We start from the raw sequence: 11,775 nt of genomic DNA, 5'->3' as shown, positions 1-11,775 counted from the left end.
TGTTACATATATCCTAAAATAATTAAACTCTAAGGAGGATTTTTAGAATGGCTAAAGAAAAATTCGACCGATCCAAAACACATGCTAATATTGGTACAATCGGACACGTTGACCATGGTAAAACAACATTAACAGCTGCAATCACTACTGTACTTGCAAAACGCAGTGGTAAAGGTGCTGCTATGGCATATGACATGATCGATGCTGCTCCTGAAGAGAGAGAGCGTGGAATCACAATCTCAACTGCACACGTTGAGTATGAAACTGAAAATCGTCACTATGCACACGTTGACTGCCCAGGACATGCTGACTATGTTAAAAACATGATCACTGGTGCTGCTCAAATGGATGGCGGAATCTTAGTAGTATCTGCTGCTGACGGTCCAATGCCACAAACTCGTGAGCATATCCTATTATCTCGTCAAGTAGGTGTTCCTTACCTTGTTGTATTCTTAAACAAATGTGACATGGTTGATGACGAAGAATTACTTGAACTAGTTGAAATGGAAGTACGTGACTTACTTTCTGAGTACGATTTCCCTGGTGACGATGTTCCTGTAATCAAAGGTTCTGCTCTTAAAGCTCTTGAGGGTGAAGCTGATTGGGAAGAAAAAATCGTTGAGTTAATGGCTGCAGTTGATGAGTATATCCCAACTCCAGAACGTGACACTGACAAACCATTCATGATGCCGGTTGAGGATGTATTCTCAATCACTGGTCGTGGAACAGTTGCTACAGGACGTGTTGAGCGTGGACAAGTTAAAGTTGGTGAAGTTATTGACATCATCGGTTTTACAGAAGAGCCAAAATCAACAACTGTAACAGGTGTTGAAATGTTCCGTAAACTTCTTGATTTTGCAGAAGCTGGCGATAACATCGGTGCACTTCTTCGTGGGGTTTCTCGTGATGATATCCAACGTGGACAAGTACTTGCTAAACCAGGTACAATCACTCCACACACAAAGTTTAAAGCAGAAGTTTACGTTTTATCAAAAGAAGAAGGTGGACGTCACACTCCATTCTTCACTAACTACCGTCCTCAGTTCTACTTCCGTACAACTGATGTAACTGGTATCTGCCAACTTCCTGAAGGCATTGAAATGGTTATGCCTGGTGATAACGTAGAAATGTCAGTTGAACTAATTGCTCCAATCGCGATTGAAGAAGGTACTAAATTCTCAATCCGTGAAGGTGGACGTACAGTAGGCGCTGGCGTAGTTGCTACTATCCAAGAATAATCTTTCTTCTATAGAAGGAATAAGAAAGGCGAGCATATATTGCTCGCCTTTTTGTATACTCATTTTTAATTGTTATTAAACTTTAAAATTAGTTTAATCTATATCCTAGGTTCAGTAGAAAGTATATGGGAAAGGAAACAATAACTACAGATAGTTATAACTATGTATAATAAGTTTTTGTATCACATTGCGTTAGAAAATAAAACCAACACAACATTTCTTGATATTCATATACAATCTATGTATAATAGGAAAAGTGCGCAAGAAGATTATAAGTTTTAATTAATTTCTTCTTGCATCTATCACGACTTTTATGTATAATAGACAATGTTGGTCTTTGACTGCGATGAAGCAGGAGGTTGCCGATACACACGGCCGCTTTGCCATGGCGTGTGTAGGGAAAATTCTTGCTGAGAAAATGTCTATTTTAAAAATAGGCGAAAAGGAGGGAAAATAATGGCAAAACAAAAGATTCGTATTCGTTTAAAAGCTTATGATCATAGAATTCTTGATCAATCTGCTGAGAAAATTGTAGAAACTGCAAAACGTTCTGGTGCAAATGTATCTGGTCCAATTCCGTTACCAACTGAAAGATCAGTATACACAATCCTACGTGCGGTTCATAAATATAAGGACTCTCGTGAGCAATTCGAAATGCGTACGCATAAGCGTTTAATTGATATCATCAACCCAACACCACAAACTGTTGATGCATTAATGCGTTTAGATTTACCATCTGGTGTTGATATTGAAATCAAACTTTAATAATTAAAATAAATAATGAAATTTTATAGGAGGTGTGACTCATGACCAAAGGAATCTTAGGAAGAAAAATTGGTATGACGCAAGTATTTGCAGAAAACGGTGATTTAATTCCTGTAACAGTAATCGAAGCTACTCCAAACGTTGTTCTTCAAAAGAAATCTGCTGAAACTGATGGTTATACAGCTGTTCAGTTAGGATTTGAAGACAAACGTGAAAAGTTAGCTAACAAACCTGAAAAAGGACACGTTACTAAAGCAAATACTGCACCTAAGCGCTTCGTTAAAGAACTTCGTGAAGCTAGCTTAGATGCATACGAAGTTGGTCAAGAAGTCAAGGTTGATATTTTTGCTGCTGGTGAAACAGTAGATGTAACAGGAATTTCTAAAGGGAAAGGTTTCCAAGGCTCTATTAAACGCCACGGACAATCTCGTGGACCTATGTCTCACGGTTCTCGTTACCATCGTCGCCCAGGTTCAATGGGACCTGTAGCTCCAAACCGTGTATTTAAAAACAAACTTTTACCAGGTCGTATGGGTGGAGAACGAGTTACTGTTCAAAACTTAGAAATCGTAAAAGTAGATGTTGAACGTAATCTATTACTTATTAAAGGTAACGTTCCAGGACCTAAAAAAGCACTTATTACTGTAAAAGGCGCAGTGAAATCTAAATAATTTCTTTAGGAAAGGAGGAATTGGATAATGCCGAAAGTAGCATTATTAAACCAAACTGGATCAAACGTTGGAGAAATCGAACTTAATGATTCTGTATTTGGTATCGAACCTAATCAGCACGTATTATTTGAAGCGGTTATTATGCAAAGAGCTTCCTTACGTCAAGGAACTCACAAAGTAAAAAATCGTTCTGAAGTAGCAGGCGGAGGTCGTAAACCTTGGCGTCAAAAGGGTACTGGTCGTGCTCGTCAAGGATCTATCCGTTCGCCACAATGGCGCGGTGGTGGTGTCGTATTTGGACCAACTCCACGTTCATATTCATATAAATTACCTAAAAAAGTTCGCCGTTTAGCGATCAAATCAGCTTTATCATCAAAAGTAATTGATAACAGCATTGTTGTATTAGAGGACTTAGCGTTAAACGCTCCTAAAACAAAAGAAATGGCTGCAGTTCTAAAAGGTCTTTCTGTTGAGAGAAAAGCGTTAATCGTAACAGCTGACAACAATGAAAATGTTGCATTATCAGCACGTAATATTCCTAACGTAACAGTAGTTACAGCTAACGGAGTAAACGTACTTGATGTACTTAACCATGATAAGCTTATTATGACGAAAGCTGCGGTGCAAAAAGTAGAGGAGGTGCTTGCATAATGAAAGATCCTCGTGATATTATTAAGCGCCCCGTAATCACTGAACGTTCATCAGATCTTATGGCTGAGAAAAAATATACGTTTGAAGTTGATGTTAAGGCTAATAAAACTGAAGTTAAAGATGCGATCGAATCTATCTTTGGTGTAAAAGTTGAAAAAGTAAACATCATGAACTATAAAGGTAAATTCAAACGCGTTGGTCGTTATAGCGGCTTAACAAATCGTCGTCGTAAAGCAATCATTAAGCTTGCTGCAGACAGCAATGAAATCGAATTATTTGAAGTATAAATTTTAATAGAAAAGGAGGGATATCGATATGGCGATTAAAAAATATAAACCAACCTCAAACGGTCGACGTGGAATGACAGTATCTGATTTTGCTGAAATCACAACAGACCAGCCTGAAAAGTCATTACTTGCACCACTTCATAGAAAAGGTGGACGTAATAACCAAGGTAAATTAACAGTTCGTCACCAAGGCGGCGGACACAAACGCCAATATCGTGTGATCGATTTTAAACGCGACAAAGATGGTATACCAGGACGCGTTGCTACAATCGAATACGATCCAAATCGTTCTGCAAACATCGCACTAATCAACTATGTTGATGGTGAAAAAAGATATATCCTTGCACCTAAAAACCTTAAAGTAGGTTTAGAAATTATGTCTGGTCCTGAAGCAGACATTAAAGTAGGGAATGCATTACCATTACAAAATATTCCTGTTGGTACTGTAGTACACAACATCGAATTAAAACCTGGTAAAGGCGGGCAATTAGTTCGTTCTGCAGGAACTTCTGCTCAAGTATTGGGTAAAGAAGGTAAATACGTACTTGTACGTTTAAACTCTGGTGAAGTTCGTATGATTCTTGCTACTTGTCGTGCAACTGTAGGTCAAGTTGGTAATGAACAACATGAACTTATCAACATTGGTAAAGCAGGTCGTTCTCGTTGGTTAGGCAAACGCCCAACTGTTCGTGGATCTGTAATGAACCCTAATGACCATCCACACGGTGGTGGTGAAGGACGCGCTCCTATCGGACGTAAATCACCAATGTCTCCTTGGGGTAAACCAACTCTTGGTGCTAAAACTCGTAAGAAGAAAAATAAATCAGATAAGTTTATCGTGCGTCGTCGTAAAAAATAACGTGATTGAACTACGGTTCAGTCGAACCGTAGCACGATCGCGAAGGGAGGTACAATCATGGGCCGTAGCTTAAAAAAAGGACCATTCGTTGATGATCATTTAATAAGCAAAGTTGAAAAATTAAATGAAACTGAAAAGAAGCAAGTTATTAAAACTTGGTCTCGTCGTTCTACAATTTTCCCACAATTCATTGGTCACACTATTGCTGTTTATGATGGACGTAAGCATGTTCCTGTTTATGTAACTGAGGACATGGTAGGACACAAACTTGGTGAGTTTGCACCTACACGTACGTACAAAGGTCATGCAAGTGATGACAAAAAAACAAGACGTTAATGAGAGGAGGCATTTAAATGCAACAATCTAAAGCTGTCGCAAGAACAGTTCGTATTGCTCCTCGTAAAGCTCGTTTAGTTCTGGATCTTATTCGAGGTAAGCAAGTAGGCGAAGCAGTAGCGATTTTGAATCATACGCCAAAGGCTGCTTCTCCAATCATAGAAAAAGTATTAAAATCAGCAGTGGCTAACGCTGAACATAACTATGAAATGGACATCAATAGCTTAGTTGTAACTGAAGCTTTTGCAAACGAAGGTCCAACTCTTAAACGTTTCCGTCCACGTGCTATGGGTCGTGCGAGTGCAATTAATAAACGTACAAGTCACATCACAATCATCTTATCAGAAAAGAAGGAGGGATAATCCGTGGGTCAAAAGGTAAATCCAGTCGGTCTTCGTATTGGAGTTATTCGTGATTGGGAGTCTAAATGGTTCGCTGGTAAAGACTACTCAACTCTTTTACATGAAGATATTAAAATTCGTGAATATATTAGCAAACGTCTTAATGATGCATCTGTTTCTAAAATTGAGATCGAGCGTGCTGCAAACCGTGTAAATGTTACAATCCACACTGCTAAACCAGGTATGGTAATTGGTAAAGGTGGTACGGAAGTTGAAGCATTACGTAAAGCACTTAACCAATTAACTGGTAAACGTGTACACATCAACATTTTAGAAATCAAAAGAGCTGATTTAGATGCTAAATTAGTTGCTGATAACATCGCACGTCAATTAGAAAATCGTATTTCTTTCCGTCGTGCTCAAAAACAAACAATTCAACGTGCAATGCGCGCAGGTGCACAAGGTATTAAAACACAAGTATCTGGTCGTTTAGGTGGAGCAGATATCGCACGTGCAGAGCATTATAGCGAAGGAACAGTTCCACTACACACACTTCGTGCTGATATCGATTACGGAACAGCTGAAGCTGATACAACTTACGGTAAATTAGGCGTAAAAGTTTGGATCTATCGTGGAGAGGTTCTTCCTACTAAGAAGAAAACTGAGGAAGGAGGAAAATAATATGTTATTGCCAAAACGCGTAAAATATCGTAGAGAGCACCGTGGAAAAATGCGTGGTCGCGCTAAAGGTGGTACTGAAGTACATTTCGGTGAATTTGGTATCCAAGCTTTAGAAGCTTCTTGGATCACGAACCGTCAAATTGAAGCAGCTCGTATTGCGATGACACGTTACATGAAACGTGGCGGTAAAGTTTGGATTAAAATCTTCCCTTCTAAACCTTATACTGCAAAACCTCTAGAGGTACGTATGGGATCAGGTAAAGGTGCTCCAGAAGGTTGGGTAGCAGTTGTAAAACCTGGTAAAGTATTATTCGAAATTTCTGGTGTTTCTGAAGAGGTAGCACGTGAAGCGTTACGTTTAGCATCTCACAAATTACCGATCAAAACGAAATTCGTAAAACGTGAAGAAATTGGTGGTGAATCTAATGAAAGCTAATGAAATTCGTGACCTTACCACTGCAGAAATAGAACAAAAAGTAAAATCACTTAAAGAAGAGTTATTTAACCTTCGCTTTCAACTAGCGACAGGACAATTAGAAAATACTGCTCGCATCCGTGAAGTTCGTAAATCGATCGCTCGTATGAAAACTGTTATCCGTGAAAGAGAGATCGCAGCTAATAATCATTAATAAGAGAGGAGGTTTATCGAATGAGTGAACGTAACCAACGTAAAGTGTATACTGGTCGTGTTGTTTCTGACAAAATGGATAAGACGATTACTGTTCTTGTTGAAACTTACAAGACACACCCGCTATACGGCAAACGTGTAAAATACTCTAAGAAATTCAAAGCACATGACGAAAACAACCAAGCAAAAATTGGTGATATCGTAAAAGTAATGGAAACTCGTCCATTATCAGCTACTAAACGTTTCCGTCTAGTAGAAATCGTAGAAGAAGCTATAATCATTTAATATTGTTCGGATAGTTAATTCCGAAGGGAGGTAACATAAGTGATCCAACAAGAATCTCGTTTAAAAGTTGCTGACAACTCTGGTGCTCGTGAAGTATTAACAATTAAAGTATTAGGCGGTTCTGGTCGTAAAACTGCTAATATTGGAGATGTAATTGTTTGTACGGTTAAACAAGCAACACCAGGTGGCGTTGTCAAAAAAGGTGAAGTTGTTAAAGCAGTAATTGTTCGTACAAAGAGTGGAGCTCGTCGTACAGACGGTTCTTACATCAAATTTGACGAAAATGCATGTGTTATCATCCGTGATGACAAGAGCCCACGTGGCACACGTATTTTCGGACCTGTTGCACGTGAATTACGTGAAAATAACTTTATGAAAATTGTTTCTTTAGCTCCAGAAGTTCTATAATAAATCTGATTGCCTTACTAAGGAGGTGCAACTAGGATGCATGTTAAAAAAGGTGATAAAGTAATGGTTATCTCTGGCAAGGATAAAGGAAAACAAGGCGTAGTACTTGCTTCTTATCCTAAAAAAGATCGCGTACTTGTTGAAGGTATAAATGTTGTGAAAAAACACTCTAAACCATCACAAGTTAACCCACAAGGTGGAATCTTAAGCCAAGAGGCACCTATCCATGTATCAAATGTTATGCCACTTGATCCTAAATCAGGTGAACCGACTCGTGTTGGTTATAAAGTGGTTGACAATAAAAAGGTACGTGTAGCAAAAAAATCTGGTGAAACTTTAGATAAATAGTAAATAAGGAAGGGAGGTCTATGTCATGAACCGCCTTAAAGAAAAGTATCAAAAAGAAATTACACCTGCATTAATGAGTAAGTTTTCTTACAAATCAGTAATGCAAGCTCCGAAATTAGAAAAAATCGTTATCAACATGGGTGTTGGTGATGCTGTATCGAATTCAAAAGCACTAGATGTTGCTGTTGAAGAGTTAGCACAAATCACTGGTCAAAAACCTGTTGTAACTAAAGCAAAAAAATCAATCGCTGGCTTCCGTTTACGTGAAGGTATGCCAATTGGTGCTAAAGTAACATTACGCGGAGAGCGTATGTACCAATTCTTAGATAAGTTAGTTTCTGTTTCATTACCACGTGTACGTGACTTCCGTGGCGTATCAAAGAAATCATTTGACGGACGCGGTAACTACACATTAGGTGTGAAAGAGCAATTAATCTTCCCTGAGATTGATTATGATAAAGTAAATAAAGTTCGTGGTATGGATATCGTTATCGTAACGACTGCGAATACTGATGAAGAAGCACGCGAACTATTAACACAGTTCGGTATGCCGTTCCAAAAATAATCGCTAGTAAAGGGAGGCGAAATTGTGGCTAAAAAATCAATGATTGCTAAGCAAAAACGCACGCAAAAGCACAAAGTACAAGAGTATACTCGCTGCGAACGTTGCGGTCGTCCACACTCAGTACTACGCAAATTTAAGCTTTGCCGTATTTGTTTCCGTGAACTTGCTTATAAAGGTCAAATTCCAGGCGTGAAAAAAGCTAGCTGGTAAAACCGTAAATCGGGAAGGAGGTTATTTTGATATGGTTATGACAGATCCTATTGCAGATATGCTTACTCGCATTCGTAATGCGAACATGGTACGTCACGAGAAGCTTGAGTTCCCTGCTTCTAAAATCAAAAAGGAAATCGCTGAAATTCTTAAGCGAGAAGGTTTTGTTCGTGATGTAGAATATGTAGAAGACAACAAACAAGGCATCATTCGTATTTTCTTGAAATACGGTTCAAACAATGAGCGCGTAATCACTGGTCTTAAAAGAATCAGTAAGCCTGGTTTACGTGTATATGCAAAAGCTGATGAAGTACCACGTGTACTTAACGGATTAGGTATTGCGATCGTTTCAACTTCTCAAGGCGTTTTGTCTGACAAAGAAGCTCGTGCAAAACAAACTGGTGGAGAAGTATTAGCATACGTTTGGTAATAAGCTCAAAATGAATGGAGGTGTAATGAATGTCTCGTATTGGAAAGAAACCACTTGAAATTCCTGCAGGTGTTACAGTTACTATCGCTGATGATAATACAGTAACAGTTAAGGGACCAAAAGGTGAGTTAACTCGCACATTCAACTCTGATATTAAAATCACTATCGAAGAGAACGTCTTATCTGTAAGTCGTCCTTCTGATATTAAAGAACACCGTGCTCTTCACGGTACAACACGTAGTCTACTAGGTAACATGGTAGAAGGTGTTTCTAAAGGATTCGAAAGAGGATTAGAACTTATCGGTGTCGGTTACCGTGCTTCTAAATCTGGAAATAAATTAGTTCTTAACGTTGGTTACTCACACCCTGTTGAGATCACACCTGAATCAGGTATCGAAATCGAAGTACCAACTCAAACTAAGGTTCTTGTTAAAGGTACTGACAAAGAACGTGTAGGTGCAATAGCAGCTAACATTCGTGACGTTCGTCCACCAGAGCCTTATAAAGGTAAAGGTATTCGCTACGAAGGCGAACATGTACGTCGTAAAGAAGGTAAAACTGCGAAGTAATATCGCTTAGATGATAAGAAAGGAGTGACTTAAATGATTACTAAGGCTGATAAAAATGCTGTACGTAAAAAAAGACATGCGCGTGTTCGTGCTAAGTTAACTGGTACAACTACTCGTCCTCGTCTAAACGTATATCGTTCCAACCAACACATCTATGCACAAGTTATTGATGATACAAATTCAGTTACTTTAGTAAGTGCTTCTACTTTAGATAAAGATTTTAATCTTGATTCTAAAAGCAATCTTGAAGCTGCTCAAAAAGTTGGAGAATTAGTAGCAAAACGTGCTATTGAAAAAGGTGTTAAATCTGTCGTTTTTGATCGCGGTGGATACTTATATCATGGTCGTATTAAAGCTCTAGCTGAAGCAGCACGTACGGCTGGACTTGAATTTTAATCGCAAAAGGAGGGACATAAAGAATGCGTCGTATTGATCCAAACAAATTAGAGCTTGAAGAACGCGTAGTTACCGTTAACCGCGTAGCCAAAGTTGTTAAAGGTGGTCGTCGTTTCCGTTTCGCAGCACTTGTTGTTGTTGGGGATAAAAACGGTCATGTAGGTTTCGGTACTGGTAAAGCACAAGAGGTACCAGAAGCGATCCGTAAAGCAATTGAAGATGCAAAGAAAAACCTAATTGAAGTACCTATGGTTGGTACTACAATTCCTCACCAAATTATCGGTCAATTTGGAGCAGGAAATATTCTTTTAAAACCAGCTTCTGAAGGTACTGGAGTTATCGCTGGAGGACCTGTTCGTGCGGTATTAGAATTAGCAGGTGTTGCAGATATTCTTTCAAAATCTTTAGGTTCAAACACTCCAATTAATATGATTCGTGCTACAATCTCAGGATTGAGTGAATTAAAGAGTGCTGAAGATGTTGCTAAGTTACGTGGAAAAACGGTAGAAGAACTGTTAGGATAAGGAGGGAACTAAAATGGCGAATAAGTTAGAAATTACCCTCACTCGCAGTGTAATTGGTCGTCCTGAAGATCAACGTATTACTGTTAGAACACTTGGACTAAAAAAGGTACATCAAACTGTAGTACAAGATGATAATCCTGCGATTCGCGGTATGATTAATAAAGTTGCTCACTTAGTTACAGTTAAAGAACAATAATAGTAACAAAAATAAATAAGGAGGTGTCCCGATGAAACTTCATGAGTTGAAACCAGCAGAAGGTTCACGTAAAACACGTAATCGTGTTGGTCGTGGTATTGGTTCTGGTAACGGTAAAACAGCTGGTAAAGGTCATAAAGGACAAAACGCTCGTTCTGGTGGTGGAGTTCGTCCTGGATTCGAAGGTGGTCAAACTCCTTTGTTCCAACGCTTACCTAAACGCGGTTTTACGAACATTAACCGCAAGGACTTTGCTATTGTAAACCTTGAGACGCTTAACCGCTTTGAAGAAGGCACTGAGGTTACTCCAGAATTATTGCTTGAAACAGGTATTGTTAGCAATGTAAAGTCTGGTGTGAAAATTCTTGGTAATGGTCAATTAGAGAAAAAACTTACTGTAAAAGCTAACAAATTCTCTGCTTCTGCAAAAGAAGCTATTGAATCTGCTGGCGGTTCAGTTGAGGTGATCTAATGTTAAAAACAATCTCCAATTTTATGCGCGTGGGTGATATTAGAAGTAAGATCATATTCACCCTTTTAATGTTAGTGGTATTTCGTATTGGTACGTTCATTCCTGTGCCAAATGTCAATGCTGATGTTCTTCAAGCACAGGATGAGCTTAATGTATTCGGAATCTTAAACACATTCGGTGGCGGTGCATTGTATAATTTTTCAATCCTAGCGATGGGGATTATGCCATATATCACTGCTTCGATCATCATTCAGCTCCTGCAGATGGATGTTGTACCGAAATTTACTGAGTGGTCAAAACAAGGTGACGTTGGGCGTCGTAAACTCGCTCAATTTACAAGATACTTTACGATAATATTAGGTTTCATCCAGGCGTTAGGTATGTCCTATGGTTTTAATACACAGTCAGGAGGATTATTAATTGAGAATCCTGGCATTGGAACATACTTGCTAATTGCGATTGTATTAACAGCTGGTACAGCATTTTTAATGTGGTTAGGAGAACAGATCACTTCTAAAGGTGTAGGAAATGGAATTTCCATTATCATCTTTGCTGGGATCGTTGCAGGAATTCCCTCAACAATTAACCAAATCTATGCACAACAATTTGAAGATGCGGGTGACCAACTATTTATTAGAATAGTCACAGTCGTCATTCTTTTATTGGCAATATTAGCAGTTGTGGTTGGAGTTATCTTCATTCAACAAGCACTTCGTAAGATACCAATTCAATACGCTAAGCGTTCTGGGAATAACAATATGGCTGGAGGGCAATCGACTCATCTTCCATTGAAAGTTAATCCTGCTGGCGTTATTCCTGTTATCTTTGCGGTGTCATTCATCATTACACCACCAACGATTGCAGCATTTTTTGGCCCTAATGATGTGACTGATTGGATCCAGAAAACATTTGATT

At 38.8% G+C, this 11,775-nt stretch carries 23 protein-coding genes; all 23 read left to right on the top strand.

Annotated elements, in window-relative coordinates; all coding sequences use genetic code 11:
- Positions 1 to 47 precede the first annotated feature (47 nt).
- Positions 48 to 1,238 carry an elongation factor Tu gene (gene tuf, locus I7822_RS27510; protein WP_207982230.1) on the top strand — a complete coding sequence of 397 codons (1,191 nt, stop codon included), beginning with the start codon at positions 48 to 50 and terminating at the stop codon, positions 1,236 to 1,238.
- Positions 1,239 to 1,694: 456 nt separating this feature from the next.
- Positions 1,695 to 2,003, top strand: a complete 309-nt coding sequence (gene rpsJ, locus I7822_RS27505; RefSeq protein ID WP_066330427.1) for a 30S ribosomal protein S10 — start codon at positions 1,695 to 1,697, stop codon at positions 2,001 to 2,003.
- 41 nt (positions 2,004 to 2,044) lie between these two features.
- A complete protein-coding gene (gene rplC, locus I7822_RS27500; protein ID WP_207982229.1) occupies positions 2,045 to 2,674 on the top strand; it encodes a 50S ribosomal protein L3 in 630 nt (209 codons plus the stop codon).
- Positions 2,675 to 2,701: 27 nt separating this feature from the next.
- Positions 2,702 to 3,325 (top strand): 50S ribosomal protein L4, encoded by a 624-nt coding sequence (gene rplD / locus I7822_RS27495; protein WP_207982228.1) that lies wholly within the window; start codon positions 2,702 to 2,704, stop codon positions 3,323 to 3,325.
- Positions 3,325 to 3,612 (top strand): 50S ribosomal protein L23, encoded by a 288-nt coding sequence (rplW, locus tag I7822_RS27490; protein WP_066330424.1) that lies wholly within the window; start codon positions 3,325 to 3,327, stop codon positions 3,610 to 3,612. The genes rplD and rplW overlap by 1 nt, the downstream gene beginning before the upstream one ends.
- A 28-nt stretch (positions 3,613 to 3,640) precedes the next feature.
- Positions 3,641 to 4,471, top strand: a complete 831-nt coding sequence (gene rplB, locus I7822_RS27485) for a 50S ribosomal protein L2 (protein WP_066330423.1) — start codon at positions 3,641 to 3,643, stop codon at positions 4,469 to 4,471.
- A 57-nt stretch (positions 4,472 to 4,528) separates the two neighbouring features.
- The gene (gene rpsS / locus I7822_RS27480; protein ID WP_207982227.1) at positions 4,529 to 4,807 is read left to right on the top strand and encodes a 30S ribosomal protein S19; all 279 of its coding nucleotides are present in this window, start codon (positions 4,529 to 4,531) and stop codon (positions 4,805 to 4,807) included.
- Between the two features lie 17 nt (positions 4,808 to 4,824).
- Positions 4,825 to 5,169 (top strand): 50S ribosomal protein L22, encoded by a 345-nt coding sequence (gene rplV, locus I7822_RS27475; RefSeq protein WP_066330421.1) that lies wholly within the window; start codon positions 4,825 to 4,827, stop codon positions 5,167 to 5,169.
- Positions 5,170 to 5,172: 3 nt separating this feature from the next.
- A complete protein-coding gene (gene rpsC / locus I7822_RS27470) occupies positions 5,173 to 5,829 on the top strand; it encodes a 30S ribosomal protein S3 (protein WP_207982226.1) in 657 nt (218 codons plus the stop codon).
- 1 nt (position 5,830) lies between these two features.
- The gene (rplP, locus tag I7822_RS27465; protein WP_003225801.1) at positions 5,831 to 6,265 is read left to right on the top strand and encodes a 50S ribosomal protein L16; all 435 of its coding nucleotides are present in this window, start codon (positions 5,831 to 5,833) and stop codon (positions 6,263 to 6,265) included.
- A complete protein-coding gene (rpmC, locus tag I7822_RS27460) occupies positions 6,255 to 6,458 on the top strand; it encodes a 50S ribosomal protein L29 (protein WP_066330419.1) in 204 nt (67 codons plus the stop codon). The genes rplP and rpmC overlap by 11 nt, the downstream gene beginning before the upstream one ends.
- Before the next feature lie 20 nt (positions 6,459 to 6,478).
- Entirely contained in the window at positions 6,479 to 6,742 is a 264-nt protein-coding gene (rpsQ, locus tag I7822_RS27455; RefSeq protein WP_207982225.1) for a 30S ribosomal protein S17, read from the top strand.
- A 39-nt stretch (positions 6,743 to 6,781) separates the two neighbouring features.
- Positions 6,782 to 7,150, top strand: a complete 369-nt coding sequence (gene rplN, locus I7822_RS27450; RefSeq protein ID WP_066330417.1) for a 50S ribosomal protein L14 — start codon at positions 6,782 to 6,784, stop codon at positions 7,148 to 7,150.
- 36 nt (positions 7,151 to 7,186) lie between these two features.
- A complete protein-coding gene (gene rplX, locus I7822_RS27445; RefSeq protein ID WP_066330416.1) occupies positions 7,187 to 7,498 on the top strand; it encodes a 50S ribosomal protein L24 in 312 nt (103 codons plus the stop codon).
- A gap of 25 nt (positions 7,499 to 7,523) precedes the next feature.
- A complete protein-coding gene (gene rplE / locus I7822_RS27440; RefSeq protein WP_066330415.1) occupies positions 7,524 to 8,063 on the top strand; it encodes a 50S ribosomal protein L5 in 540 nt (179 codons plus the stop codon).
- Positions 8,064 to 8,087: 24 nt separating this feature from the next.
- The gene (locus I7822_RS27435) at positions 8,088 to 8,273 is read left to right on the top strand and encodes a type Z 30S ribosomal protein S14 (RefSeq protein WP_066330414.1); all 186 of its coding nucleotides are present in this window, start codon (positions 8,088 to 8,090) and stop codon (positions 8,271 to 8,273) included.
- A gap of 31 nt (positions 8,274 to 8,304) precedes the next feature.
- Entirely contained in the window at positions 8,305 to 8,703 is a 399-nt protein-coding gene (rpsH, locus tag I7822_RS27430; RefSeq protein WP_207982224.1) for a 30S ribosomal protein S8, read from the top strand.
- Positions 8,704 to 8,732: 29 nt separating this feature from the next.
- Positions 8,733 to 9,272, top strand: coding sequence for a 50S ribosomal protein L6 (gene rplF, locus I7822_RS27425; protein WP_207982223.1), 540 nt, complete (start codon positions 8,733 to 8,735; stop codon positions 9,270 to 9,272).
- Between the two features lie 33 nt (positions 9,273 to 9,305).
- Positions 9,306 to 9,668, top strand: coding sequence for a 50S ribosomal protein L18 (rplR, locus tag I7822_RS27420; protein ID WP_207982222.1), 363 nt, complete (start codon positions 9,306 to 9,308; stop codon positions 9,666 to 9,668).
- A 23-nt stretch (positions 9,669 to 9,691) separates the two neighbouring features.
- Complete coding sequence (gene rpsE, locus I7822_RS27415; protein ID WP_066330410.1) at positions 9,692 to 10,192, top strand: 30S ribosomal protein S5; 501 nt, start codon at positions 9,692 to 9,694, stop codon at positions 10,190 to 10,192.
- 13 nt (positions 10,193 to 10,205) lie between these two features.
- The gene (gene rpmD / locus I7822_RS27410) at positions 10,206 to 10,388 is read left to right on the top strand and encodes a 50S ribosomal protein L30 (protein WP_207982221.1); all 183 of its coding nucleotides are present in this window, start codon (positions 10,206 to 10,208) and stop codon (positions 10,386 to 10,388) included.
- Between the two features lie 31 nt (positions 10,389 to 10,419).
- Complete coding sequence (gene rplO / locus I7822_RS27405; RefSeq protein ID WP_207982220.1) at positions 10,420 to 10,860, top strand: 50S ribosomal protein L15; 441 nt, start codon at positions 10,420 to 10,422, stop codon at positions 10,858 to 10,860.
- Positions 10,860 to 11,775, top strand: a 916-nt coding sequence (secY, locus tag I7822_RS27400) for a preprotein translocase subunit SecY (RefSeq protein ID WP_207982219.1), incomplete at its 3' end; no start/stop codon positions are given. The genes rplO and secY, both read left to right, overlap by 1 nt.

Source organism: Metabacillus bambusae, assembly GCF_017497975.1.
GTDB classification, from domain to species: Bacteria; Bacillota; Bacilli; order Bacillales; family Bacillaceae; genus Metabacillus; species Metabacillus bambusae.
This window is presented reverse-complemented; position numbering and strand designations above follow the sequence as displayed.